The sequence below is a fragment of the Helicobacter ibis genome (genome assembly GCF_027859255.1).
In the GTDB taxonomy this organism is placed as follows: Bacteria; Campylobacterota; Campylobacteria; order Campylobacterales; family Helicobacteraceae; genus Helicobacter_D; species Helicobacter_D ibis.
This window is the reverse complement of record NZ_JAQHXR010000008.1, coordinates 1-24,917: the sequence shown is the minus strand read 5'-3', so window position 1 is coordinate 24,917 and position 24,917 is coordinate 1. Positions and strand designations below refer to the sequence as shown.

27 protein-coding genes, 1 tRNA gene and 1 pseudogene are annotated in these 24,917 nt (G+C 31.3%); 19 read left to right on the top strand and 10 right to left on the bottom strand.

Annotated elements, in window-relative coordinates; genetic code table 11:
• The first annotated feature begins 10 nt into the window (after positions 1-10).
• Genes PF021_RS08330 through PF021_RS08295 form a run of 8 tightly spaced genes read left to right on the top strand, consistent with a single transcriptional unit; the run spans position 11 to position 5,772 of the window.
• Complete coding sequence (locus tag PF021_RS08330; RefSeq protein ID WP_271022027.1) at positions 11-265, top strand: twin-arginine translocase TatA/TatE family subunit; 255 nt, start codon at positions 11-13, stop codon at positions 263-265.
• Positions 258-1,838, top strand: coding sequence for an arginine--tRNA ligase (gene argS / locus PF021_RS08325; protein ID WP_271022026.1), 1,581 nt, complete (start codon positions 258-260; stop codon positions 1,836-1,838). The genes PF021_RS08330 and argS overlap by 8 nt, the downstream gene beginning before the upstream one ends.
• 18 nt (positions 1,839-1,856) lie before the next feature.
• Positions 1,857-2,771 (top strand): ACP S-malonyltransferase, encoded by a 915-nt coding sequence (gene fabD, locus PF021_RS08320; RefSeq protein ID WP_271022025.1) that lies wholly within the window; start codon positions 1,857-1,859, stop codon positions 2,769-2,771.
• A 9-nt stretch (positions 2,772-2,780) separates the two neighbouring features.
• Entirely contained in the window at positions 2,781-3,464 is a 684-nt protein-coding gene (locus tag PF021_RS08315; protein WP_271022024.1) for a 5'-methylthioadenosine/adenosylhomocysteine nucleosidase, read from the top strand.
• A complete protein-coding gene (locus PF021_RS08310) occupies positions 3,464-3,922 on the top strand; it encodes a SixA phosphatase family protein (protein ID WP_271022023.1) in 459 nt (152 codons plus the stop codon). The genes PF021_RS08315 and PF021_RS08310 overlap by 1 nt, the downstream gene beginning before the upstream one ends.
• On the top strand, positions 3,915-4,085 hold the full coding sequence (locus PF021_RS08305; protein ID WP_271022022.1) for a hypothetical protein: 171 nt from the start codon (positions 3,915-3,917) through the stop codon (positions 4,083-4,085). The genes PF021_RS08310 and PF021_RS08305 overlap by 8 nt, the downstream gene beginning before the upstream one ends.
• A 28-nt stretch (positions 4,086-4,113) precedes the next feature.
• Entirely contained in the window at positions 4,114-5,247 is a 1,134-nt protein-coding gene (locus PF021_RS08300) for a radical SAM/SPASM domain-containing protein (RefSeq protein ID WP_271022021.1), read from the top strand.
• A 12-nt stretch (positions 5,248-5,259) separates the two neighbouring features.
• Positions 5,260-5,772 (top strand): YhcH/YjgK/YiaL family protein, encoded by a 513-nt coding sequence (locus PF021_RS08295; protein ID WP_271022020.1) that lies wholly within the window; start codon positions 5,260-5,262, stop codon positions 5,770-5,772.
• On the opposite strand, the gene PF021_RS08290 is transcribed toward PF021_RS08295, so the two are convergent.
• The 7 genes from PF021_RS08290 to pyrD are packed head-to-tail and all read right to left on the bottom strand — an operon-like array spanning position 5,769 to position 12,127.
• Positions 5,769-6,428, bottom strand: coding sequence for a YggS family pyridoxal phosphate-dependent enzyme (locus PF021_RS08290; protein ID WP_271022019.1), 660 nt, complete (start codon positions 6,426-6,428; stop codon positions 5,769-5,771). The two genes, PF021_RS08295 and PF021_RS08290, sit on opposite strands and share 4 nt — an antisense overlap.
• Before the next feature lie 9 nt (positions 6,429-6,437).
• The gene (rseP, locus tag PF021_RS08285) at positions 6,438-7,511 is read right to left on the bottom strand and encodes an RIP metalloprotease RseP (protein WP_271022018.1); all 1,074 of its coding nucleotides are present in this window, start codon (positions 7,509-7,511) and stop codon (positions 6,438-6,440) included.
• A gap of 2 nt (positions 7,512-7,513) precedes the next feature.
• Positions 7,514-8,062 (bottom strand): CDP-diacylglycerol--glycerol-3-phosphate 3-phosphatidyltransferase, encoded by a 549-nt coding sequence (gene pgsA, locus PF021_RS08280; protein ID WP_271022017.1) that lies wholly within the window; start codon positions 8,060-8,062, stop codon positions 7,514-7,516.
• On the bottom strand, positions 8,063-8,845 hold the full coding sequence (locus PF021_RS08275) for an enoyl-ACP reductase (protein ID WP_271022016.1): 783 nt from the start codon (positions 8,843-8,845) through the stop codon (positions 8,063-8,065). It lies immediately after the preceding gene.
• Complete coding sequence (gene dapA, locus PF021_RS08270) at positions 8,842-9,753, bottom strand: 4-hydroxy-tetrahydrodipicolinate synthase (protein WP_271022015.1); 912 nt, start codon at positions 9,751-9,753, stop codon at positions 8,842-8,844. The genes PF021_RS08275 and dapA overlap by 4 nt, the downstream gene beginning before the upstream one ends.
• A gap of 8 nt (positions 9,754-9,761) precedes the next feature.
• On the bottom strand, positions 9,762-11,030 hold the full coding sequence (locus tag PF021_RS08265) for a M16 family metallopeptidase (RefSeq protein ID WP_271022014.1): 1,269 nt from the start codon (positions 11,028-11,030) through the stop codon (positions 9,762-9,764).
• A gap of 41 nt (positions 11,031-11,071) precedes the next feature.
• Positions 11,072-12,127 carry a dihydroorotate dehydrogenase (quinone) gene (gene pyrD / locus PF021_RS08260; protein ID WP_271022013.1) on the bottom strand — a complete coding sequence of 352 codons (1,056 nt, stop codon included), beginning with the start codon at positions 12,125-12,127 and terminating at the stop codon, positions 11,072-11,074.
• Between the two features lie 141 nt (positions 12,128-12,268).
• Between pyrD and PF021_RS08255 the strand changes: the two genes are divergently transcribed.
• Entirely contained in the window at positions 12,269-14,206 is a 1,938-nt protein-coding gene (locus tag PF021_RS08255) for a TonB-dependent receptor domain-containing protein (protein WP_271022012.1), read from the top strand.
• Positions 14,207-14,212: 6 nt separating this feature from the next.
• Here PF021_RS08255 and PF021_RS08250 read toward each other — a convergent pair.
• Positions 14,213-14,288: transfer RNA gene (locus tag PF021_RS08250), tRNA-Phe, on the bottom strand.
• Positions 14,289-14,345: 57 nt separating this feature from the next.
• Positions 14,346-15,272, bottom strand: coding sequence for a hypothetical protein (locus tag PF021_RS08245; RefSeq protein WP_271022011.1), 927 nt, complete (start codon positions 15,270-15,272; stop codon positions 14,346-14,348).
• Between the two features lie 87 nt (positions 15,273-15,359).
• Between PF021_RS08245 and panC the strand changes: the two genes are divergently transcribed.
• The 8 genes from panC (at position 15,360) to PF021_RS08205 (ending at position 22,460) form a co-directional block, all read left to right on the top strand.
• Positions 15,360-16,202, top strand: coding sequence for a pantoate--beta-alanine ligase (gene panC / locus PF021_RS08240; RefSeq protein ID WP_271022010.1), 843 nt, complete (start codon positions 15,360-15,362; stop codon positions 16,200-16,202).
• A gap of 140 nt (positions 16,203-16,342) precedes the next feature.
• Positions 16,343-17,554: a selenium metabolism membrane protein YedE/FdhT gene (gene yedE, locus PF021_RS08235; protein ID WP_271022009.1), complete on the top strand. Its 1,212-nt coding sequence runs from the start codon at positions 16,343-16,345 to the stop codon at positions 17,552-17,554.
• Positions 17,555-17,557: 3 nt separating this feature from the next.
• Complete coding sequence (gene yedF / locus PF021_RS08230) at positions 17,558-17,794, top strand: sulfurtransferase-like selenium metabolism protein YedF (RefSeq protein ID WP_271022008.1); 237 nt, start codon at positions 17,558-17,560, stop codon at positions 17,792-17,794.
• 135 nt (positions 17,795-17,929) lie between these two features.
• Positions 17,930-18,739 (top strand): 30S ribosomal protein S2, encoded by an 810-nt coding sequence (rpsB, locus tag PF021_RS08225; RefSeq protein WP_271022007.1) that lies wholly within the window; start codon positions 17,930-17,932, stop codon positions 18,737-18,739.
• A gap of 1 nt (position 18,740) precedes the next feature.
• Entirely contained in the window at positions 18,741-19,808 is a 1,068-nt protein-coding gene (gene tsf, locus PF021_RS08220; RefSeq protein ID WP_271022006.1) for a translation elongation factor Ts, read from the top strand.
• A 3-nt stretch (positions 19,809-19,811) separates the two neighbouring features.
• The gene (locus tag PF021_RS08215) at positions 19,812-20,453 is read left to right on the top strand and encodes an ABC transporter ATP-binding protein (protein WP_271022005.1); all 642 of its coding nucleotides are present in this window, start codon (positions 19,812-19,814) and stop codon (positions 20,451-20,453) included.
• Entirely contained in the window at positions 20,454-21,224 is a 771-nt protein-coding gene (fliR, locus tag PF021_RS08210) for a flagellar biosynthetic protein FliR (protein WP_271022004.1), read from the top strand.
• A 39-nt stretch (positions 21,225-21,263) separates the two neighbouring features.
• Complete coding sequence (locus PF021_RS08205) at positions 21,264-22,460, top strand: multidrug effflux MFS transporter (protein WP_271022003.1); 1,197 nt, start codon at positions 21,264-21,266, stop codon at positions 22,458-22,460.
• Here the strand turns inward: PF021_RS08205 and PF021_RS08200 are convergent.
• Positions 22,461-23,214 (bottom strand): annotated as a pseudogene (locus PF021_RS08200) (extracellular solute-binding protein).
• A gap of 93 nt (positions 23,215-23,307) precedes the next feature.
• On the opposite strand from PF021_RS08200, the gene PF021_RS08195 reads away from it, so the two are divergent.
• Both PF021_RS08195 and PF021_RS08190 read left to right on the top strand, forming a co-directional pair.
• Positions 23,308-24,306, top strand: a complete 999-nt coding sequence (locus PF021_RS08195) for a hypothetical protein (RefSeq protein WP_271022002.1) — start codon at positions 23,308-23,310, stop codon at positions 24,304-24,306.
• Positions 24,303-24,833 carry a magnesium transporter CorA family protein gene (locus tag PF021_RS08190; RefSeq protein ID WP_271022001.1) on the top strand — a complete coding sequence of 177 codons (531 nt, stop codon included), beginning with the start codon at positions 24,303-24,305 and terminating at the stop codon, positions 24,831-24,833. Before PF021_RS08195 ends, PF021_RS08190 begins: the two co-directional genes overlap by 4 nt.
• The last annotated feature ends 84 nt before the right edge of the window (positions 24,834-24,917 follow it).

Here is a 24,917-nt window from a genome sequence, read left to right as displayed (position 1 = left end):
GGATTTAATTATGATGCCTAGTGTCCAGCAGTTGCTGATTGTTCTTTTGATTATTATAGTTTTGTTTGGGGCAAAAAAGATTCCAGATTTAGCAAAAGGTCTTGGTTCTGGTATTAAAAACTTCAAAAAAGCAGTAAAAGATGATGATAATGAAGCACAAGAAGTAGCAGATGCAACAAAAATAGAACAAGATAAAAAAGATACTGCTAATACAACCACAACTACTACAAACGCTACTAGCGATACAACAAAAACAAATGTATAACAAGCTAAAGACGCTCATTGATGGAGCGTTAAATATCTCATGTGTATTAGAAGTCCCAAAGGATAGGAATCTTGGACATTTTGCATTGCCTACTTTTCAGTTTGCAAAAGTGCTAAAAAAAGCACCAAACATAATCGCACAAAAATTTGCAAATAAATTGCAAAACCTACAAGAAATAGACAAATTAGAAGTTGTCGGTGGATATATAAATTTCTTTGTAAGTGATATATTTTTAGAGAATTGCATAGATAATTTAGATAGTAAAAAAGAAAAAAAACAACAAAGAATCCTAATAGAATATGTAAGTGCAAATCCGACAGGACCATTGCATATAGGACATGCAAGGGGAGCTATACTTGGTGATTCGTTATACAAAATAGGAAAATATCTAGGCTATGATATAGTAAGTGAATACTATGTAAATGACGCTGGAGAACAAATAGTAAAGCTAGGTAAATCAATATGTGCATTTGGCAAAAATGAATTTTACAACGAAGAGCTAGTGATTCCTGAAGGTTGCTATAATGGAGAATATGTCAGAGAACTAGCAAGAGAGGCAAAGGAAAAATTTGGCACAGATTGCTTTAAAGCTTGTGATACAGATTCTAAGCTATTAGAACAAATTAGTATCTTTGGTAAGGATAAAATGTTACAAGAAATAAAAGACAACTTAGCAAAAATTGGAATTTACTTTGATAGCTATGTGAGCGAAGTTGATATGTATAAAGACTGGGATAGCACACTAGAAATCTTGCAAAAAAATAATGCCATATACAAAAAAGATGAAAAACTATGGATAAAATCCACAGAATACGGAGATGAAAAAGATAGGTCTTTGATGAGAGAAAATGGCGAGATGGCTTATATAGTTGGAGATATTATTTATCATAGAAATAAATTTATGCGTAACTTTGATAGATACATTAATATATGGGGTGCTGATCATCATGGATACATCGCAAGAATCAAAGCTTCTTTAGAGTTTCTTGGATTTTCAAGTGATAAGCTAGAGATAATTCTATCCCAAATGGTCGCACTACTGAAGGATAAACAGGCTTACAAGATGAGCAAGAGAGCTGGCAATTTTATATTAATGAAAGATGTCATTGATGATGTAGGTAGCGATGCATTAAGGCTTGTTTTTTTAAGTAAGAAGGCAGATACTCAACTAGAGTTTGATGTAGAAGATTTAAATAGGCATGATGCATCAAATCCTGTATATTATATAAATTATGCTCATGCTAGGATTCATACATTGTTTGAGAAGTCAAATACAAGCTTTGAAAATATAGAAAAACAAAGTTTGCAAAACTTAAGCGAATCTTTAAAAAATCTATTAGTGCTATCTTTAAGGCTTGATAAGGTCTTAGACGATTCATTTAAAGATAGAGCGCCAAATAAAGTAGTGGAGTTTTTGAAGAATCTATCAGCAGAGTTTCATCACTTCTATAATGAAGAAAAAATACTAGAAACACAAAACGAAAAACAAACACTATATGCCCTAAAAATAGTGGCTAATTCTATAAAAAATGGATTATCACTATTAGGAGTAAATGCAAAAACAAAAATGTAAATCAACTTAGGAGGTTTAATGAGTATATCAGTTATTTTTCCGGGACAAGGAAGCCAAAGTATAGGAATGGGAAAAGACTTATATGATAACTCACAAATAGTAAAGGAACTATTTGAACAAGCAAGTGATGTCTTGCAAGAAGATATGGCACAACTATGCTTTAGCGAAAACGATAAATTAAATAAAACGAGATATACACAACCAGCAATATTATTAGTAAGCTATGCAACATATATGCTAATAAAGGATAAAGTAAAAGGAAGTATAAAGTTTGCTCTAGGGCATTCTTTAGGTGAGTTTAGTGCTTTATGTGCCACAAATGCGCTTAGCTTTGAATCTGCTATATCTTTGGTATCCATTAGAGGTAAGCTAATGGAAGAAGTTTGCAAAAATAAAAGTAGCGGAATGATGGTTGTTTTAGGGCTAGAAGATTTTGTGCTAGAAGAATTTTGTGAAAAAAAGAGGAATCTAGGGCTTAAAGTATGGTGTGCCAATTACAATGGTGATGGTCAAATTGTGTTAGGTGGAATAAAAGAAGACTTATCAGCACTAGAAGTAGAAATAAAGGGCTTAGGAGCAAAAAGGACTCTAATTCTACCTATGAGTGTGGCTTCACACTGCCCGATTTTAGAAGATATGAAAGATGATTTTAAATCCATACTAAGCGAAAGCATAAAAGATGAATTTCTATTTCCAGTTATTTCCAACACAAATGCAAAACCTTACAAAACAAAACAAGAAGCAATCGAACTTTTGTCAAATCAACTAATATTGCCAGTGCAATACAAGCAATCAATCACAAGCCATGAAGGTGAGATTGAACAATTTGTAGAATGTGGCGGAAGTGTTTTAAAAGGACTAAATAAAAGATTAACGCAAAAGCCAACAATATCGCTACAAACTTACACAGATATTTGTGAATTTATAAAATAAGGATAAAACATGACAATAGGTATATTAGGTGCAATGAATGAAGAAATTTCATTACTTTTGGAGCATTATAAAGATTATGAAACTATAAAATTTGGTGGAAATACGTTCTATAAAGTAAATTCAAATCACACAATAATAATAGCTTCAAGTAGAATAGGCAAAGTATTCTCGACTCTAAGTGCTGCAACTATGGTTTTACATTTCAAGTGCGAAAAGATGATCTTTAGCGGTGTAGCTGGTGGCGTAAATAGTGATTACAGAATAGGTGATTTAGTTCTTGGAGTTGAGTTGTGCCAACATGATGTGGATATAACTGCCTTTGGGCACCCTTATGGTTATATAAGTAATGGAAAAATATTTACAAAAACAGATGAATTTTTAACTAACCTAGCACTAGATATAGCTACAAAAGAAGGATACAAGATTCATAAAGGGATAATCGCTACTGGAGATCAGTTCATACACAATAAAGAAAGAAAAGAATGGATAAAGAAGGAATTTAAAGCAGATGCAATAGAAATGGAAGGTGCAAGTGTTGCAGTTGCGTGTGATAATTTAAATGTCCCATTGTGCGTTATAAGAGCTATATCAGACAATGCAGGAGATGAAGCATTAATTAGCTATGAAGAGTTTTTAGATGAGGCTGCTAGAAAGAGTGCATCATTGGTGATAAAAATGATAGAGCAACTATAATGAATCTAATTATAGTGCGTCATGCAAAAGCGCAAGATAGAGAAACTTGTGCTAGTGATGACTTACAAAGAGAATTAGTAGAATCTGGCATAAAAGATTCTAAGAAAATCGCAAAATATTTATCCAAACGCTATAAAAATATAGGCTTGATAGTCTCATCATTGGCGCTAAGATCGCAACAAACAGCAAAATACATATTAGAACAATACAAAAATACTGCATATGTAATAGATCCACAAATTAATCCTGATTCTAATATAGAGGGATATATCAAATACACAGAAAAACACGAAAATATAATAATAATCGGACATGAACCAAACATTAGCGAAGTGCTATATAAAATATGCAAAATCAAAAATGTAATAATTAAAAAATCATGCATAATTGAATTAAAATATAAAGATAATACATGGCAATTATTTGGAATTAAAAATATAAAGGACAAAAATGACTAAAATAGTAAAGATAGGGAAAATAAGCAATGAAGAAAAAGAAGTGCTAAAAGAAATTTGCAATTATGATATTTTAGAGATTCCATACTTTTATTCAATAAAGCTATATAGTATGCTACAAGAAGTTGGGGGGGGGGGGGGAGCAATTAGAGTTAGTTATATTTAATTTTGACTTTATAGCCTATAATGAAGATTTGGATAAAATACAAACATTAATAAACAGCAAAGTCAATACTTATATTCCATACCACGATTTCTATTATGCAGATAAAAGATTCATGTTTTGCAAATTAACTTCTATAGATAGTTTGGATAACTATGAAATAAACATGGCATATAATATGCACAAAATAAACAAAGAAACAAAAGATTTTCTAAATACAGCAGATAAAAGAGAACAATTTTTCCATGATAGCAGGCTGTTATCAATAGCTTCTAATTGGAGTGTGTTGACAAGTGAAAATATTGTAGAAGAATTTTTTAAATATCCATATACTATTTATATAGGACTTGAAAACAAATGTGACACGAAATGCCCACAATGTTTATGGTTTGGGGAACCATCGCAACTACACAAAACAAATTATTTTAGACAACACAATAGAATAACAGATGAAAAATTCTATAAAATAGTTGAATTTGCAAAGCTTGGCAACAGCAGAATTGTATTTTCTGGTCCCGGGGAACCACTATATGATGATAGAATCTTTGAATTTATAAAATATGCAAAATCTCAAAAAATAAGAAAGGTAGAAGTTGCATATCACCCAAACATGTTAAATGAAGAAAACTTCATAAAATTACTCAAACTAGATGTGAATCCTCCATTTTACATACATTTATTTTTAATATCAAGCAATTTAAACATCGCAAAAGATAAAGAAAGAATAAAATACATATTAAGAATTGCTAAAAATCATAATCTATCCAATGAGTGCATAGTTTTCCACATTACTTATAGCCCTACAATGTTTAATGAAGCTTTTAGATATTTTTTGGAAATAAAAGAAATAGGATATGAAGCACAACTATATAATGAATCTTACACAGCAAAACATACTATAAACAATAATAGATATTCTTGTGGATTGATATTTAAAGAAATGTATATTTTTCCTGATGGTTCTGTTGGGAATTGCTCAATACAAAGAAATATATTAGGATTTGAAGACGAAAGTATTTTTTCATATGGAAACATTTACAAAGATTCGCTACATGATATTTGGTTTGGAGAAAAACATAGAAAAATAGCTATGGAGCATATAAATCATAATATAGACAAAGATAGTGTATGTGCTAATTGTAATTCTTGGTATAATGAATGTTAAAAAAGGTCTAGCATGTTTTTTGGATTTTTACCTGATATTCAATCTAAATTTAAAAAAAGCGATGAATTAAAGGCTGTGTTTTCATACCTAAATGAAGCATTAGATGAGACTAGTGAAACAAATATAAGAATCTCATCTCTAAAAGCTGGTGATAAAAATGAGATAAAGCTAACAGATTCTATAATTGCAATAGAGCAAGCATATCTTACAAAAGCTCCGCAAGAAGCATTTTATGAAAGCCATAAAGAAATGATTGATTTTCAAATGGTAATAAATGGAAATGAAATATTTTTTGTAGCCCCTACTTTCGTGTGTGAAGTAAAAACCCCACTAAAAGATGATGTAATAGAATATTTTCCAAGCAAATTTGCATCATCGCTAAATATGTTCAAAGGTGCTCTAGCAGTTTTTGAAAGTAATGATGTTCATGCAGGAGGAATAAGTGGGATACAATCTAGCACACAAAATCTAGTCCAAAAGGTGGTAGTTAAGATTCCAAAGAATCTTATAAAGCTAAATTTCTAAGCAAACAATACGCTGCCGATTCTTAGGCAGTTACTTCCACATTTTATTGCAAGTTCAAAATCATTGCTCATGCCCATACTAAGAATCTTGGCATCTAATTGTTCATAAATTTTATAAGTAGTCTCAAAGCTTCTTTTAACCACATTTGTATCATCACTATGTGCTCCAATGCTCATAAGCCCACATAACTTGATGTTGCTACATGTTTCTTGTATTTTGTGATATATATCCTTTGCTTTATATGCTAATACACCACTTTTACTAGATTCATTAGCGCTATTTACCTGCAAGAGTGCCCTTAGGCTAAGATTATCCCTAGCAAGTCTTTTATTTAATTCTAAAGCAATATCATAAGAGTGTAGAGAATGGATTAAATAAGGTTTTAGTCTAAGTAAGGCATTTATTTTATTACTCTGTAATGTGCCAAAAAAATGCCACTCTAGCGGTATATCCTCCAAATCTTTGCTTTTTTCTTGTAGGCTTTGAATCTTGTTTTCACCAAATGCCCTTTGACCACATTTATAGAGTTCTGCTATTTGCTCTGTGTTTGCATATTTACTAGCTACTACTAGATTTATAATTCTATGTCTATCAGTAGAGATTCTTGCTTTTTCTATTTTGTCAATTATTTCTAGCAAATTTTGATTCAAACCCATAACCACTCCTTAAAATACTAGACTTCCATTTAATAACTTTGTAATATCATTATACATACCTAAAATCATCAAAGATAATAAAATCACCCAACCACATATCGTTAGGTAATAAATTGCATTTACGCTAGCTGGTTTTCTAACAATCATCTCATAAGTGGTAAAAACTATATGTCCTCCATCTAATGCGGGTATAGGAAGCAAGTTTAAAATCCCCAAATTTACAGATAACATAGCGGCAAATGCAAGTAGCATTACAATTCCAGATTCTGAAGCTTGTTTTGTAATGGTTACAATAGATACTATCCCTCCAATCTCGCTTGTAGGCAATACCCCAATTATTAGTCTTTCTATGCCTTGAACTATTAATTTACTTGATTGTATTGTTTTAAAGTATGCATATTCTATGGATTCTAAGAAATTATAAGAAATAGTTCGTATCTCTCCTTTTGCACTTATGCCTATTAATGCTCTTTTAATATCCTCTCCAAAAATATTTTTAGAATCTCCAATTTGAGGCATTATATTTACTACATATTCTTTATTATCCCGTAAAAATACAATTTCTAAATTCTCTCCATTAGAATCTTCTACTATCTTGCTTAATTGCCACCATGTCTTAATTTTCTTGCCATTTACTTCAATTATTTCATCATTATCGATTATCCCAGCTTTATATGCTATTTTATCTTTATCCACATTGCCAACAACCGGTGCTAAATCATTATGACCAATAAATGCAACACACAAAAATAATAAAAATGCTAATAATAAATTAAACAAAGACCCAGCAGCAAGTATTATAATTCTCTTTATATGAGAGATTCCATATAGGCTATCAGGGCTATAGTCTCTATTTTTTGGATCAAAATCTTTTTGTCCCTTAAGCTCTACAAAGCCACCAAGAAATATAGGGCGAATCGAATATTCCGTATCTCCTATTGTTTTTTTCCATAATCTTTGTTTGCCAAACCCTATGCTAAATGCCAATACCTTAACGCCAAAGATTCTAGCGGCTAAAAAATGCCCTAACTCATGAAAAAAAATCAAAAAAGATAAAACTAAAATAGAAACAATAATCCCCACGCTTACCTCGATTCAAACAAATATGACTTCACATAATCATATCCAGAATAAATAGTAATAAACACAGCCAACCATAACACATAAGAAGCAAAAGAATAATCCATAAGCAAAAGTGTAATAGCAGTTATTTGGAATCCAGTTTTATATTTACCTAAATTTGAAGCAGCCACATTTATCCCCTTTGACACTGCTACAACACGCAATCCAGTTATGAAAAACTCTCTGCTTAAAATCAAAAACACAGCCCAAGCATTAACCCTATCTAAAACCAAAAGTCCTATAAAAGCAGATAGCATTAAAAGCTTATCAGCCAATGGGTCAAAAATCTCTCCAAAAGTGCTTATAATGGAAAATTTTCTAGCAATTAGCCCATCAAAAAAATCAGTAATACTAGCAATACAAAATAATAAAGTAGAGAAATAGTTAATCCAACTACTATGTATTGGTGCTTGAAACAGAATATCGCCATATAGCATAATACAAAGCAATAAAAAGGCTAAAAATATACGCAATATCGTTAAAAAATTTGGTAAATACTCAAATCTAAACATTTATTTAAAGCTTGTTCCGCCATCTATTACTATAGTTTGCCCAGTTAGCCACGCACTTGAACTATCATCGCATAAGAATAAACACGCACCTGCTATATCATCTGGTGTCCCCATTCTATTTAGAGGGCTTTGTTCTTGGACTGCTGCTTTTATTTGCTCATAATCAGGGAATGCCTTTAGTGCATCTGTATCAATTGGACCACCACTTACAGCATTTACTCTAATGTTGAATTCTCCCAATTCCATTGCAGCATATTTCACCATAGTTTCAACTGCATTTTTGGAATTCCCATGTCCTGCATAATTTGGCATATATACTAAATTCCCAGTAGAGCTAAGCGATATTATGCTTCCTTTGCCAACTTTTTGCATTCTTTTTGCTGCTTCTTGTGCTCCAACAACAAATGCAAGAACAGTTGCAGTATAGATATTATTTAATCCCTTTGGCTTTAACCTCATAAATGGTGCAAACCCACCAACAACACTTTTGCCATAAATAATTGCATTGCTAATAAAAAAATCAACCCTAGAAAAATCTTCATCAATCTTTAAAAATAAGTCTTTATAAGTTTCTGGTTCTAAGACATTTAGAGGGTATGCTCTAGCTTTTATTCCATATTTATCCTCTACATCAAAAATAATTTTTTGTGCTTCTTCTTCATTTTTGTTATATGTAAATGCTATATTTACGCCATTTTGTGCGAAACGATATAAAATTGCCTTGCCTATCCCTCTAGTTGCACCGCTTATAACTAGTGTCTTACCATGTAATCTATCATTCATTTTATCACCTCATATTTTTCTAAGATTTTCTCTAAATATTTTAAGTTTTCTTTGCTCGGAGGCACTAATGGAAGTCTATATTCCAATAAATCTAAAAGCCCACAAATATATAATGCAGCCTTTATCATAATTGGATTACTCTCAACAAACAAAGTTTTGTTAATATAAAAAAGCTCATTGCTTAATTTTTGACTTTCTATATGATTGCCACTTTCATAGCTATGTATGAGTTGCGAGACTTTATTAGGAAGTAAATTTGAAGTAACAGAAATAGTCCCAACACCACCACAGCACAGTATAGGATAATTTAGCACATCATCACCACTAACGATGACTAAATCCTTAGCTTCCATATTTAACTCTATTACCTTCTCGACACTTCCGCTTGCTTCCTTTATCCCATAGATATTCTCTACATCATTAAAAAGTCGCAAAATAGTTTTAGTCTCTAAATTAACCCCCGTCCTACTTGGAACATTATATAGCATAAGAGGGATTTCAAGTGCATTTGCAACTTCTTTGTAATGCTGATATAAGCCCTCTTGTGTTGGCTTGTTATAATATGGAGTAACACACAAAATGGCATCTGCACCGCAACTTTGGGCGAATCTTGCAATCTCTATTGCCTCACTTGTAGAGTTGCTACCAGCACCCGCTAATACTTTTATAGCTTTTCCATTATTGTTATATTTTTTGCACACACTAAGTGCTACTTCTATACATTCTTTATGTTCATCATGGCTCAAAGTAGCAGATTCTCCAGTAGTCCCAACAGGCACTATCGCGTCTATCCCTTGATTTATCTGTCTTATAATTAGAGATTCATACTTTTCTAAATCTACTTTACCATTTTTAAAAGGCGTAACAAGTGCAGTCATTGCACCTATAACTTGATTATTGCAACGCATTTTCTACCTTATTTTTGCAAAGTTACTATATTTAGTTGAGAATCTACAAAATACTTATTAGCAACTTCTACAATGTCTTTTAAACTTAAAGATTCGAAGTTTTTCTCAAAGGTTAACAGAACATTCAAATCACCCCTTGCTACATAGCTACCAAACAAACTAGCTACATTAGCACTTGATTCTAGGTCATATAAGAATGATGTTTTCATATTTTTCTTTACTTTATCTAGTTCTTTTTGTGTTATTTTGCCTTGCTTTACTTTATCTAGCTGTGCTTTTATTTCACTCTCTAGCTTATCTAGGCTAACAGAAGAATTAGCTAATGCTAAGACTAAAAATAAGCCATCATCAATTAAATCCATATTATAAGCATGAATCTCAGCTGCTAGACGCTTATTGTCTACTATTTCTTTTACAAGCAGACTACTATTTCCATTGGCTAGAATCTCACTTATAGCGTTTAGTGCGATTTGGTCTTTGTGATTAAATGATGGAATCTTATAAGCTAGAGTTATTATTTCAACTTCACTTTGCTTATGCACCTTTACCTTTTTTAATCCATCTTGCTTTGGTTCTTGCATATATACTTTTGGTATTTCTATATTGGCATTTTTTATTTTGCCAAAATATTTTTCAACTTCCTTTGTAGCTTGTTTTGCGTCTATATCACCTGCAATTACTACTACTGCATTTTTTGGCTGATAGTATATCTTGTGAAACTCTCTAATATCCTTAATAGTCCAATTTCTAATATCGTCCATAAATCCAATTGGTGTCCAATGATATGGGTGATATACAAAAGCTGTATTAAAAAGCCTAAAATACATATAGCCTATGGGATCATTATCAGTCCTCCACAATCTTTCTTCTGCTACAACATTTCTTTCAGGTTGGAACTCTGAATCTTTTAGGCTTAGATTCTGCATAAGCTCTGAAAATAACTCTAGAGTTTTACTCATATTCTCACTACTAGAATTTACAAAATAATGAGTATAATCAAACCCAGTAGAAGCATTGGTCGCACCACCAAATCCCTTTACTATTTTGTCAAATTCACCAGCTTTTAGATTCTTGCTTGATTTGAAATTTAGATGTTCTAGCATGTGTGCTATACCGCTTTTACCCATTATTTCATTTCTACTACCAACTTTGTAGAATATATTTGTGCTAACAACATTTGAGCCATTATCCATAGGTATGACAATAACCTCTAATCCATTACTTAGAGTGCTACTATAATGTTTTGGTAAAGATGATTTAAAATTATTATCTGCCATTAAAACTCCTAAAAATATAAACAATCCAAAAAAAATACGAATCATAATTTTACTCCAACTGCTTGTGTGATATTACTAAATCCATCGCTTTGCAATAATTCTAAAAGACCTCTATTTATATCACGCACAATCATAGGTCCTTCAAAAATTAAAGCACTATAAATGCTAAGCAAGTTTGCTCCATGGCAGATTCGCTCATAAGCACTCCTAGCATCATATATGCCACCGCTACTTATAATTGTGGTTTTCTTTGCATATACTTTTGATACTTCTTTTAGTATCTGAAGACTTTTGTTTGATAATGCCTTGCCACTTATACCGCCTATTTCTTTCGGGTTTTTCACCACAGAATAATCAAGTGTTGTATTTGTGATAATAATTCCACTAATTTTATTGCTAATTGCAACTTCTATTAGCTTAAGCATAGAATCAATACTTAAATCAGGCGAGAACTTGATGTATATTGGCTTACTATAAACCTCTCTTAATGCAATACATAGCTCTTGTATGAATCCTTCATTTTGTAAATCTCGCAAATTTGGTGTATTTGGCGATGAAATATTTACACTTAAATAATCACTATAATTTGTAAAAGCTAGTGCTAATTCTATGTAATCTTTTATTGCATTTTCTTGTGCTGTATCTTTGTTTTTGCCGATATTTATACCAAGCGGAATTGCAAATGGATAATTAGGCTTAATCCTGTTTAAAACAACATTTAAGCCATCATTGTTGAATCCCATTGCATTTTGTATGCTTTCTTCTTCTATGTGTCTCCAGATTCTTGGCTTTAGATTTCCTACTTGTGGTCTTGGTGTTATAGCACCTAACTCTAATGCTCCAAAACCTAGAGAGAGCATACTTTTTAACATAGTTGCGTTTTTATCAAATCCAGCCGCTAAAAGCACAGGATTATAAAATTTATTTTCATCTATTTCTTGATACAACAACCCACTTTCTATTTTTGTTTTTTCTGAAATAAAAGACAATATAGGAGGAAAGAAATCACAAGCCTTAGACATACCATTTACTAAAGAATGTGCCAACTCACAATCTAACTTGAAAATATATGGGCGAATTGATTTATAAAAGGACATAAAAACCTCGGTAGTTTATCTATGTAACAATTACTAAAAATTGTAACATGTTTTGATTAATGTAGCATAAATATTACTACATTGCTAGTGAAACGATAAATAAGATTGGTATTATGTAATAAAATACTTTCAAGGATACTAATGAAAAAAATCTTAACATGCTCATCTGTAATACTTATATATTTACAGAATATTAATGCTGAATCTATATCAACGCTTTACAAAAATTCATCTTTAAACAACCCAACACAAATCAATTATGCAGATGTGCTTGGAAAAGATTCTATATTAAATAATAGTGATATAGCAGAAAGTTTACTTAAAATCCCAGGATTTTCCATATCAAAAAAGGGTGGCGGTGGAACAGAGGCATTTTTTAGATCGCTTGGTGGAGGAAGATTGCCTATAGTTATAAATGGTGGCAATCTTCTTGGTGGTTGTGGCGGAAGAATGGATACGACTTTAACATACATATTTCCGCAAAATTATAATTCAATCAATATTATAAAAGGTCCCCAAGATGTGAGATATGGCTCATTAATTACTGGCGGAATGGTATTTAATAGAGAGATTCTAAGACTAGATAACAAAAGTTTTAATGGAGGATTTGATGTTTTATATGGCAGTTTTGATAGACTGGATATAAATACACATGCTATTAGTGGTAATGAATTTGGAAATGTTCAAGCAATTTATTCAAATTATAGAAGTAATGATTATAAAAACGGAAACAATCAAAATGTTCATTCACAATACAAAAGACAATCTGGAACCATAATTGGCACCATAACACCAAACCCAGCACTAGCGTTAGAATTTAGCCTAGATATAGGGCGTGGTGAGGCAGCATATGCTGATAGATCAATGGATGCTAGAACTTTTGATAGAGAATCTTACCAAGCACATATAACCAAAATCATAAATGAAGATATAGTTGATATACTTGTATATCACCACGAAATAGATCACATAATGGATAATTTTAGTCTAACAAATGATATGCCAAAAATAGGAACAACATACAAAATAAGCAATCCAAACAGAACAAACACTGGAACTAGAATAGAATATCAAAAAAAATTCAACTTAGCTAAAGTTTATTTTGGTGGAACCTACAATATAGACAAACATAAAAGCAGATCAATATCAAATCAAAACAACATAAATGATGCAGAGACAATATTAAATCAACCATACACACCAAACTACACATTTAAAAATTATGGCTTATTTACTCAACTAGAGAAATTTAACAATAATAATGTAGGATACTTTGCTGGTATTAGAGGTGATATAGTAGAAACAAGGAATCATAAAACACAAACACAAGATACAAAATACGCTATTAGTGGTTTTACTAGGATTGAAAAATACTTTAATGATTATACATTATATGCCGGGGTGGGATATGCAGAGAGAGTGCCTGATTTCTGGGAAATATCTAAGAAAAATGGAGAAAATTTAAATAAAGAAAAGAACTCTCAAATAGATCTTGGAATTAACTATCAAACAAACAAGTTACAAACCAATATTGCTGGTTATGTATCACATATACAAGATTATATAATGTTAGATTATAGAAATCAATCAACTTCAAGCTTAAATACAAATTCACTCCTATTTGGTGGAGAGGTAGAAGTCTCTTATGAATTCTTAGCAAATACATATGCATTACTGCAACTAAGTTACACTTATGGAGAAGATATTAAAAATAACAGACCGTTAGCACAAATAGCACCATTTCAATCAACCTTTGCATTGCAGTATGATAATGGAAAATACTTTGTTAAAGGTGAGCTAATAGCGCATGCAAAACAAACAAGAACTCTCGTTAGATACGGAAATGTTGTGGGTCAGGACTTTGGAGATTCTAGTGGATTTGGAATAGCAAATATATATGCTGGATATACTTATAAAAATATGAAAATATTAGTTGGAATAGAAAATATAGCTGATAAATTATATAGTTACCACCTATCAAAAAATAGTATAGAGCTAGATTTAGCTGATAATCCAGTAAGTCAGAGAATATATGAAATGGGTAGAAATGTATGGGCTAGAATAAAATTTGATTTCTAAAATAAGTGGTGGCTCGAGGCGGAATCGAACCACCGACACGGAGATTTTCAGTCTCCTGCTCTACCGACTGAGCTATCGAGCCATTTTTGAAAACTATAAAGGTGAAATTATACTATGTTTTATTTAATCATTACTTAAATTATGATTTTTTGAACACAAAAACTTTATCTCCTTTTTGATTGGTAAAAGAAGCAATGTTTGTATAGCTATAAAAAAGTGCCATTTTAAAAAACTCATAGACTTCTTCTTCATGTGTTTTTTCTACATAAATAATGCCACCACTTTCAAGTCTTTTGTGTATGAATGCAAAATCTTTTTTACATTTATTATCCCATTCTTGTTTATTTTGTGGTGAATTATTTGCTAGAGATTCTCCATTTATGTCGCAAAACCACATCTTTAAAAAATTATTTTTAAAATACTCTTTTGCATTAAATTGATAAGGAGCATAAAATGCAATCTTGCATTTGCCCCCCTTTAGCTTTGAATCAATATTTTCTTCAGTTATAAACTGCGGAATATGAGTGTGTAAAATAAGTGTTTTCATTGGGTCTAAATTGCTATAAATATTCTTATACATCTTTAATATAAATGCCTTTATGTCCAGATATGCAATTTCATTTGGATTTTGTGGGATTGTTGGTGGAATCTTTAGTGCTTCACAAACTAGTCTTTTTATCCATAAATCAATAGCATCTCCATTGGCTTTAGATAGATGGTTTTTAATAGCTATGACTTCTATATATGTGCGTGGGTTTAGATATTTTTGTGCATTGCTTTCTGTAAAGTCATTATTAACCTTTATAGAATCTAACCTAGCTTTAATCCCAAAGAGGCTTGGATAAAAGAATTCTGATTCAAAGTTAATTTTTACAAGTGGGTTAGAATCATAAATTAGACACTTTCTTTCATTTAATGCAGATTCAAAGGCAAAATGCCCCTGATACATGTAAGGAAATATTACAAAGTCATTTTCTTGAGAGTTTGCTAAAATTAACTTCTCTGGCAATGATAAAAAATCACTATCAGATACCAATACCAACTGCTTTAAGCCTTCTAATTGCACGATATACCCCAACTTTAAATTTTAAGAATCAAAGATTCTAACATAAATTTTTTATATAATAGACTAAAAATTATTCTAGGATTTTTAATGCAAATATTTAAAACAACAAAAAATATGCAAACATTTATACAAAACTATAAAATAAAAAATCCAACCCACAAAATAGGCCTAGTGCCAACAATGGGTGCATTACATAATGGACATCTATCACTAATTAGACAAAGTGTAGAATCATGTGAGCTAACAATAGTATCAATCTTTGTAAATCCAACACAATTTGGTAAAAACGAAGACTTCAATAAATACCCAAGAAAAGAAGAAGCAGATATAAATTTGTGCAAAAGCCTAAATGCAGTTGTGTTTATGCCAACGATTGATGAGATGTATCCATACAAAGATGATATGCAAATAAAGCTAAAAGCTCCACAAAGCCTATCAAATACATTAGAAGGTAAGGCAAGAGCTGGGCATTTTGATGGTGTTGTGCAAGTTGTATTAAAACTATTTAATATAGTAACTCCGCATAGAGCATTTTTTGGCAAAAAAGATGCACAACAATTATTAATAATAAAACAAATGATAGAAGATTTATTCTTACCAATTGAAATAGTAGAATCTCAAATTATAAGAGATGAAAATGGACTTGCGTTAAGCTCAAGAAATGCTTACTTAAATGATGATGAAAAAAACGAAGCATTAAAAATATCAAAAAGCTTAAGAGAAGCCTCTAAAGCAATAATAAATGGCGAGACAAATAGTAAAAAAATTAAAGAAATCGCCACAAAGGTCTTAGAGGGCTTAGAGATAGAATATTTTGAAATAGTAAATAAAAAACTAGAAACAATAAAGACAATAGAAAAGAATAACACCATAATACTAGTTGTAGTAAGGATTAATGGAGTTAGATTGCTAGATAATCTTTGGCTTTAATTTGCTATTAAGTATTTTTATAATAGATTTGCCACTTTAATCTTTGAGAGCAAGGCTTTTGTATAAAGCATACATTTGAAAAAAGATTCTTCTAAATTTCTTATTTTCAAATCACACTATCAATATTTAATCGGATTTACATGGAATTGTTACATAAATGTTTTGTTAAATTTTATTCTCCAATGCCTGCTATTGTGGCACTTGGAATCTTATCTGCATATTATTTTGGATTAACTGGAACTTACTGGGCAGTAACTGGAGAATTTACCCGCTGGGGCGGTCATATACTTCAATTTTTAGGAGTTGATACACAATCTCTTGGATACTTTAAGATAATAGGTTTAAGCGGAACTCCGCTTGATAGAATAGATGGCGTTATGATTATTGGTATGTTTTTTGGTGCATTTATTGCTACTAGCTTTGCAAATAACATAAAATTAAGAATGCCACAAAGCAATATAAGGATAATACAGGCTTTGCTTGGTGGGATTATTGCTGGATTTGGAGCAAGAATTGGTATGGGTTGTAATTTGGCAAGTTTCTTTACTGGGATTCCGCAGTTTAGTTTGCATGCTTGGTTTTTTACTATTGCAACTATAATTGGAGTATATTTTGGCACTAAGGTTGTTTTATTGCCAATTTTTCGCTCTAATGTAACTTTACAAAAAGTAGATAGTAAAAAGAATCTAACAAAAAGCAGTGCAACTTTGAATATATTTTTTGGGATTCTTGCTTGTGTGTTTATAGTTGGATTTATTTTATATTTGATTTTTTATACACAAATACCAGAAGGCAAAAAAATATCGATTCTAGCGATAGCTACTATTTTTGGGGTTGCATTTGGGTTTATTATTTCAAGAGCACAAATATGTTTTACTTCAGCTTTTAGGGATTTGTTTATAACTGGTAGAGGATATATGGCAAGGGCTGTTATTGTGGGAATGATAGTATCTACAATAGGTGTTTTTAGTTACATAATGTTGGGAATACCGCCAAAAATTATGTGGGCTGCTCCTAGTGCTATTATTGGTGGTTTGCTATTTGGTTTTGGCATTGTTATTGCTGGCGGGTGCGAATGTGGTTGGATGTATAGGGCAGTAGAGGGGCAAATGCATTATGTAATAGTTGGAATCGGAAATATAATAGGTTCTACATTAGTTGCACTTACATGGGACTTTTATGCTCCAACTTTAGCGACAAATTTTCCAAAAATAAATCTACTAGAATCTTTTGGAAACTATGGTGGGCTGTTGGCAAATTATGTTTTATTGCTTTTGTTTTTGGCATTTGTTTTATTTTTAGAAAATAAATATAGAAAAAATCAAAAATTCCAAAATGCATATCAAGGATAAAAAATGAAAAATATACTACCAACATATAGACTTGACTTACAAGGTGAACCATGTCCTTATCCTGCTATAAGGACATTGGAGGTATTACCTGAATTAAAAAATGGTGACATTTTAGAGATAATTAGTGATTGTCCACAAAGCATAAATAATATCCCAATAGATGCTAAGAATCATGGGTATGAAGTGCTAGAAATAGAGCAAATTGGAGCTACAATTAGATATTTTATTAAAAAGCCTTAATAAAAGCTAAATTTAAAAAAATTTTTAGTAAAATTATAGCTTTAATTTTTTCAAAATTCACACACGCTAATCCTAGTTAGGTTGCGATTTATCGTTTATGAGCGTGGAGGGAAAACTAACTTTAAGGAGAATAATATGGTTACTATGAAAGACCTTTTGGAATGTGGTGTTCATTTCGGACATCAAACAAGACGCTGGAATCCAAAAATGAAAAAATTTATTTTTGGTGTAAGAAAAAATATTCACATAATAGATTTACAAAAAACTCTAAGATATTTTAGATATACATACAATATCGTAAGAGACGCTGCTGCAGAGGGCAAGACAATAATGTTTGTTGGCACAAAGAAACAAGCAAGCGAAACACTAAAAGAATACGCAGAGAGCGTTCAAGCACCTTATGTTAATTATAGATGGCTAGGTGGTATGCTAACAAACTTCTCAACAATCAAAAAATCAATAAGAAAACTTGAAATCATTGAAGAAATGGAATCTAGCAATCAAATCGACTTGCTAACAAAAAAAGAAAAATTAATGATTCAAAGAAAAAAAGAGAAATTAACTCAATATCTAGGTGGTGTAAGACATCTTAAAAAAGCACCTGATATGATTTTTGTAATTGACGCTGCAAAAGAAAAAATAGCAGTTGCTGAAGCTAGAAGACTTGGAATCCCTGTTGTTGCACCACTTGATACAAATTGCGATCCTGATGTTGTTGATTATCCTATACCTGGAAATGATGATGCTATAAGATCAATACAGCTATTCTGCAAAGAAATAGCAGAAGCAATCACTGAAGGAAGGGCAATAGCTGGTGGAGAAATACCTGCAAATACTGATGAAGTAGCTCCAATTAGCGAAGAAGAGAAGCAAGAAGTTATAAATGAAGCTATGAGCGAAGAAGATTTTGAGAAAAAAATGCAAGAGGAATCAAAGGAGCAATAACATGGCAGAAATTAGTGCACAATTAGTAAAGCAACTAAGAGAAATGACTGATGCTGGTATGATGGACTGCAAAAAGGCATTAGTAGAAACGAATGGAGATATAGATAAAGCGGTAGAATACTTAAGAGAAAAGGGCTTAAGTAAAGCTGCTAAAAAAGCTGATAGAGTAGCTGCTGAAGGTGCTATTAACATAAAAGTTGCATCTGATTTTTCAAAAGCAAGTATGGTTGAGATAAACTCTGAAACTGACTTTGTGGCTAAAAATGACGGCTTTAAAGAGCTTGGAGTTAAGACTATCGATGCTATTTATGATTCAAATATTTCTAGTGCTGAAGAACTGCACACATTAAGCTTAGATGGCACTAAGTTTGAAGAATATCTAAAAACACAAATTGCCAAAATTGGCGAAAATATAGTAGTAAGAAGAATCGCAAAAGTAAGCACTAGTGGAAATGGAATTGTAAATGCTTATGTGCATTCTAATGGTAGAGTTGGCGTTATCATCGCTCTAAAATGCAACAAGGCAGAGAGTGTAGGAAAGTTAGCTGACTTTACAAAGAATCTATGTATGCACGCTGCTGCAATGAAGCCTCAAGTTATATCTTATGAATCTTTTGATATGGACTTCATCAAAAGCGAAAAAACTGCCATCATAGCTGAACTAGAAAAAGAAAATGAAGAGCTAAAAAGACTTGGTAAGCCATTACATAAGATTCCACAATATATATCTCAAGCAGAACTAAGCGATGAAATTATCGCACAGCAAACAGAAAAACTAAAAGAAGAGCTAAAGTCTCAAGGTAAGCCAGAAGCTATTTGGGACAAGATTCTTCCGGGTCAAATTGAGAGATTCAAAGCAGATTCAACAATTTTAGACCAAAGATTAACTCTTCTTGGACAATTCTATGTAATGGACGATAAAAAAACTATCCAACAAGTTCTAAACGAAAAAGGAAGCGAACTTGGCGATGAGATTTCAGTAGTTGAATACATAAGATTCGAGCTGGGTGAAGGTATAGAAAAACAAGAAAGTAATTTCGCTGATGAAGTAGCAGCACAGCTTGGATAGATAATGTTAGAGGCAAGGGACATTTCTTTTGGCTATGAAAAGCCAATCTTAGATAATGTCTCTCTATTTGGCAAAGGTGGCGATATAATATCCATAATGGGTGTTAGTGGTAGTGGTAAAAGCACACTTTTGCATATTCTATCTTCTTTCTTAAAACCAACATTAGGCACAATCAAACTCTTTAATAAAGATATATACTCACTATCTCAAAGCGAGATTTTAAATATAAGAAGAAAAGACTTAGGAATAATATTTCAATCACATTATTTATTTTTGGGATTTAGTGCATATGAGAATCTTCAAATTGCAGAAATATTAAGTAATGAAAAAATAGATTCTAATTTACTAGAATTATTTGGGATTCAAAATATAATAAATCACAATGTAAGCACACTTAGCGGTGGGCAACAACAAAGGCTTTCAATTGCAAGAATCCTAACTAAAAAGCCAAAGATAATATTTGCTGATGAGCCAACTGGTAACCTAGATAGGGAAATGGCATTTAATGTTATGGAAATATTATTCTCCTATGCTAAGGCAAATTCGTCTCTTTTGATTTTTGTTACTCATGACCCACTTCTTGCAAAAAGAGCTGATATGGCATATGAACTAAGAGATTCAAAGCTACATACTCTAAGCATATAAATGGAACTATTAGCATATCTAACAGAAGGAAATGTTGCTAATTTTTTATTATTGCTTTTAAGGTTTAGCGGGATTATTGCATTTTTTCCATTTTTTGAAAATCAACTTTTAAATATGCAGATAAAAGGCATATTAATTTTTTGGCTTACGGTGCTTTTTATACCGATAGTGGAAGTGATACCTCCTGCTGATATGACTATTTTAGAATTTATTGTTGCCGGTTTATCAGAGATAATGCTTGGCTTCTTGGCTTCTATGGCACTGCAGATAGTATTTGGCATGATATCTTTTGGTGGGGAGTTAATATCATTTGCAATGGGACTTACAATAGCGAATGCTTATGATCCAGTAACAGGCACACAAAAGCCTATCGTAGGACAACTTCTAACGCTTCTAGCCTTGCTTATAATGTTAGCACTTGATTATCATCATTTGTTTTTCTATTTCGTATCTTCAAGCATACAAGAAATTCCTCTGGGAAGCTTTATGTTTAGCGATAATTACATACAATATATAATAAAATCATTCTCAAATCTCTTTTTAATTGGGCTTACAATGGCGTTTCCAATTATTGCACTTATATTGCTATCTGATATTATTTTTGGAATGATTATGAAAGCACACCCTCAATTTAACCTACTTGCCATAGGATTCCCAGTAAAAATCACAATAGCATTTGCTGTATTAATAGTCATAATTCCAGCAGTCATGATACATTTTAAAAGAGAGTTTTTAAGTGCGTTTGATGCACTTACTATCTTATTTCAATAATTTTTAGTGATATAATAGAATCTTAAACAAGGATTTAAAGTGAAAGAATTATTGAGTGCAAAGAAAATCAAAATTATCTTTATATTAGCATTCATGTCATCATTAGCACCATTATCCACAGATATGTATTTACCGGCCTTAAGCGAAGTGCAAATAGCATTTCACACAAATCCATTTTACATGCAATTATCAATCGTTTCATTTTTTCTAGCATTTTCATTAGGGCAGCTAATTTATGGTCCAATTAGCGATGTGTATGGCAGGAAGATTCCGCTTTATGTAGGACTTATTATATTTATAGTCTCAACTTTTGCATGTCTTAGCGTAGATTCCATTTATGCATTTATTGTATTTAGATTCTTACAAGCACTAGGTGGTTGTGCTGGAGTTGTGATAACAAGGGCGATAGTAAATGATAATTTTAGTTTCAAAGAAGCCTCAAGCATTTTTGCACTAATTATGGTAACTTCTTCTCTTGCTCCAATGTTATCTCCAACTTTTGGCAGTCTATTGCTTGATTATTTCTCATGGAAGAGTATTTTTACGACACTATTTATTTTGGGGATTATTTTATTATTGTGTGTTATTTTTGGCTTAAAAGACATAAAAGAAAAGAGGAATAATCTAAAGCTAGATACAAAACATGTCCTAAAAAATTACATAACAATATTAAAAGATAGACGATTTAGAATCTATATCTTCTCATCAGCATTTGCTATGGCTACTATATTTGCATATATTGCAGGCTCATCATATATTTTTAGAGAGTATTATGGCTTGAGTGAAAAGGCATATGGAATCTTATTTGGATTAAACGCATTTTCTTTTATTATATTTGCAAATATAAATGCACAAATTACGCTAAAATACTCATATTCTCCATATAGCATACTTCCAAAGGCGTTTTTTATAATGTTTATTATTGCACTTTTGTTAATTTGCGTTGGGATTTTTAGGTTGCATTTTGTATTTTTTGAGATTTTATTGTTCTTTATGATAGGTATGCTTGGGTTTGTCGCACCAAATACAACTACACTTGCTATGGCTAGATTTAAAAATAACTCCGGAAGTGCTTCAGCCCTCTTTGGGACAACCCAATTTTTAATAGCTGGTTTTGTAGCTTTTATAGTAAGTGTCATTGAAGCAAATAGCCCACTGCCACTAGCGTTTGTAATAGCAATGTGCTTAATTGTTGCTTCTAGTATTTATTTTTTTATAATACCACGCAGGAGATAATTATTTACTCCAGCCATATTTGTTAAATATTTTTTCAGATTCTTTTGTGCTTAGAAATTCTATAAAATCATTTGCTTCTTTACTTGCATTATCTTTGGCAACAACATTAAAATCCCTATAAACAACCAAATCTTTTTCTATTTTTACTACATCACCAAAATCTGGATTGCTTTTCGCCCAGTCAAGCCCATGTAATCCATACATCAGCCCTATCTTCTAAAAATGCCTTTCTAGCACCACCACTATTTGGTGTGAATTCAACTATATTTGCACGGAATTTGGCAATTGTATCTATATTTTTTGTTCTACCAATCATATCTTCCCACACACCAGTCCCGGAAGTATTGCTTTTCCCAGCACCTTCTGGCACTACGATTCTTGCTTGCTTATTTGCTAGATCTTTTAATCCCCTAATTTTTAAAGGATTCCCCTTTTTTGTTAGAATAATTGCCTCTCTTAAGTATAGTGGCTTTATTTTCTTTGGGTCAAATCCACTAAAATCAGTAGCGATAGCTAATGCTGATTGCTCTGATGAACCAAATAAAATATCTGCATTTTGTGCTGCTTTATCCCTCCATGTGCTTTGTGGTCCAAATATTATATTTACCTTATTTCCTGTTTTAGCTTCAAATTCTTTTGCTATTTCTTGTAATGCAGTGTGAGGACCTCCTGGACCATATACATTTATATCTGCAAATAATGTTCCACTAAATAGCAATGCTAAAATTCCAAATTTTGTAACAATATGTTTCATAAATCTCCTTAATAAAATTGTCTTAAAATTCTATATAAAATAAGTAAATGCAAGATTAATAAGATAAAATGATAAAAAGCATAAAGTAAAATAATGATTTTTATCCCAAGTAATGAAATAGTATTCCACAAATTAAACACAAAAGAAGAGCTAGATAGAGATGAGCTAGAATCTAGATTCTGCAAGATTTTTGGCTTTGATGAATATTGTGAATATATTTTTTTATATACAAGATTAAAAGATACTTATTATTGTGTGCTAATTAAAAAGGATAATCTAAGAAAATACACAAAAGATTCAAAAGAAATACTAACTCACCCGATATTTCTAGCCTCACAGCTTGGAAGTGAAGATTGTAATTTTATAATAACATGCAATAAAGAAATACAATATGTAAAATACAACAATCAACACATTGTAGATTTTGCTATTTATGGGAGCTTTGATGAAATAAATTGTGAGATTTTGCAAGGTAACACTTATTTATGGAATTTAGATAATACATTTGATACATCACAATTAAAATTAAAACAAATACACCAAAGCCCAAATAATCTACAAATCACAAACCTAAACCAAATTCCCAAACAACCTCCACTTCTCAAGCAACCACTATTTATTATGATAGCTACTATATTTTGTGGAATCTTGCTTGGACTTGCATATCCTACATATCTAAACATAAAAAGCAATGCCAACATAACACAAGTTACAATAATTAAGTCAGAAATAAACCAAAAGCTAGAAGTAAACAATCAAAACCTACAACAAGAAAAGGAGCTAGAGCACAAAATCCAACAAGCAACATCACAGCTTCAAGCTTTATTATCAAAACAAGAGCAAAATAAAAAAATATTATTAAAATATGGCAATACACAAACTCATATTGTTGATTTCTTCTATGACACTTATAAATATATAAAAGAAAATAATGTAAAAGTAAAATACATAGGTTACAAAGATTCCTCGCTTTTTATGCTGATATTAAAAGATAGTAATGCAATTTTAACAACTGATAAATTACACAATATAAACAATATACAAGATATACCAAGCAATGATACTTATATATTTGTGGAGATTATGCAATGAATCTTATAACAAAGTCAGAAGCACTAATAGATAAAATGACTAAAAGAGAAAAAATACTTTTACTCATTACAATCTTTGTATTATCATTTGCAATCTCACTCAATCAAACGCTAAATAACGCACAATACAATCTTAATAAAAGCATTAATGAGCTATTAGAAAATCAAAATATCTTAGATTCAATTGTTGATTCAAACCTTACTGCAACAGATGTGAGTGCCTTGGATAACGAAATAGAAAGACTAAAACAAGAAATACACAAGCAAAACCAACAAATACAAAATCTCCACTCCAAACGCAATGAAATATCAGAACTAAGAGAAATATGTGATAACTTAAATATAGATTCAAATATAGAAAAACAACAATCAAACATCTACATAAGGGGAGAGAGCAACTTCCAAAATATAATGGAATTAATAGAATCTATAGAACAATCATTTATAACACTAAAAATAGAAGAATTAACAATGTATCCAAATAAAAAAGAAATAGTATTTAATATAACAATAACACTTATAAATTAGCAATTTATCTAAGAAAAGACTCCTAGAATCTTTTCTTATTTACATCACTAATAATATCATCTGCAATTCTATTTACATTATTAG

Bases quoted from the DNA above. Each gene is read 5' to 3' on its own strand.
- PF021_RS08330 (WP_271022027.1), top strand. From the start codon at position 11: ATGATGCCTAGTGTCCAGCAGTTGCTGATTGTTCTTTTGATTATTATA.
- argS (WP_271022026.1), top strand. From the start codon at position 258: ATGTATAACAAGCTAAAGACGCTCATTGATGGAGCGTTAAATATCTCA.
- fabD (WP_271022025.1), top strand. From the start codon at position 1,857: ATGAGTATATCAGTTATTTTTCCGGGACAAGGAAGCCAAAGTATAGGA.
- PF021_RS08315 (WP_271022024.1), top strand. From the start codon at position 2,781: ATGACAATAGGTATATTAGGTGCAATGAATGAAGAAATTTCATTACTT.
- PF021_RS08310 (WP_271022023.1), top strand. From the start codon at position 3,464: ATGAATCTAATTATAGTGCGTCATGCAAAAGCGCAAGATAGAGAAACT.
- PF021_RS08305 (WP_271022022.1), top strand. From the start codon at position 3,915: ATGACTAAAATAGTAAAGATAGGGAAAATAAGCAATGAAGAAAAAGAA.
- PF021_RS08295 (WP_271022020.1), top strand. From the start codon at position 5,260: ATGTTTTTTGGATTTTTACCTGATATTCAATCTAAATTTAAAAAAAGC.
- PF021_RS08290 (WP_271022019.1), bottom strand. From the start codon at position 6,428: ATGGGTTTGAATCAAAATTTGCTAGAAATAATTGACAAAATAGAAAAA.
- pgsA (WP_271022017.1), bottom strand. From the start codon at position 8,062: ATGTTTAGATTTGAGTATTTACCAAATTTTTTAACGATATTGCGTATA.
- PF021_RS08275 (WP_271022016.1), bottom strand. From the start codon at position 8,845: ATGAATGATAGATTACATGGTAAGACACTAGTTATAAGCGGTGCAACT.
- dapA (WP_271022015.1), bottom strand. From the start codon at position 9,753: ATGCGTTGCAATAATCAAGTTATAGGTGCAATGACTGCACTTGTTACG.
- PF021_RS08265 (WP_271022014.1), bottom strand. From the start codon at position 11,030: ATGGCAGATAATAATTTTAAATCATCTTTACCAAAACATTATAGTAGC.
- pyrD (WP_271022013.1), bottom strand. From the start codon at position 12,127: ATGTCCTTTTATAAATCAATTCGCCCATATATTTTCAAGTTAGATTGT.
- PF021_RS08255 (WP_271022012.1), top strand. From the start codon at position 12,269: ATGAAAAAAATCTTAACATGCTCATCTGTAATACTTATATATTTACAG.
- panC (WP_271022010.1), top strand. From the start codon at position 15,360: ATGCAAATATTTAAAACAACAAAAAATATGCAAACATTTATACAAAAC.
- yedE (WP_271022009.1), top strand. From the start codon at position 16,343: ATGGAATTGTTACATAAATGTTTTGTTAAATTTTATTCTCCAATGCCT.
- yedF (WP_271022008.1), top strand. From the start codon at position 17,558: ATGAAAAATATACTACCAACATATAGACTTGACTTACAAGGTGAACCA.
- rpsB (WP_271022007.1), top strand. From the start codon at position 17,930: ATGGTTACTATGAAAGACCTTTTGGAATGTGGTGTTCATTTCGGACAT.
- tsf (WP_271022006.1), top strand. From the start codon at position 18,741: ATGGCAGAAATTAGTGCACAATTAGTAAAGCAACTAAGAGAAATGACT.
- PF021_RS08215 (WP_271022005.1), top strand. From the start codon at position 19,812: ATGTTAGAGGCAAGGGACATTTCTTTTGGCTATGAAAAGCCAATCTTA.
- fliR (WP_271022004.1), top strand. From the start codon at position 20,454: ATGGAACTATTAGCATATCTAACAGAAGGAAATGTTGCTAATTTTTTA.
- PF021_RS08195 (WP_271022002.1), top strand. From the start codon at position 23,308: ATGATTTTTATCCCAAGTAATGAAATAGTATTCCACAAATTAAACACA.
- PF021_RS08190 (WP_271022001.1), top strand. From the start codon at position 24,303: ATGAATCTTATAACAAAGTCAGAAGCACTAATAGATAAAATGACTAAA.